This is a genomic window from Bartonella sp. AC535YNZD, from assembly GCF_042196625.1.
Lineage (GTDB): Bacteria > Pseudomonadota > Alphaproteobacteria > Rhizobiales > Rhizobiaceae > Bartonella.
The window spans coordinates 338-577 of the sequence record NZ_JBHIQP010000097.1; the positions used below are offsets into that span (position 1 = coordinate 338).

The following is a 240-nucleotide window of genomic DNA, read 5'->3' on the forward strand; positions in this document are numbered from 1 at the left end:
AATGGATATCAGGCATTAAATATTTAAGTTCTCGCATCGAGCGCCACATATGGTAATCATGGGTGACGATATAAAGGGTTTTATAGTGGTGTTTTTTGATCCAAGCAGCACTTTCTGTAGCGTTCCCTCTGGTGTTAATCGCTTGATGCCCAATGTCAATACAACAGGAGATAAGCCGTCGAGTAATATGCATGTTATGCATGAGACTTTTCAGGTTGGTTGTGGTGTTTACACCACTGA

1 protein-coding gene is annotated in these 240 nt (G+C 41.2%); it reads right to left on the bottom strand.

The genetic code is table 11. From position 1 onward, the window contains the following. The coding region (locus tag ACFIM8_RS09400) for a YdcF family protein (protein ID WP_375614861.1) at positions 1-240 on the bottom strand (240 nt) is incomplete at both ends.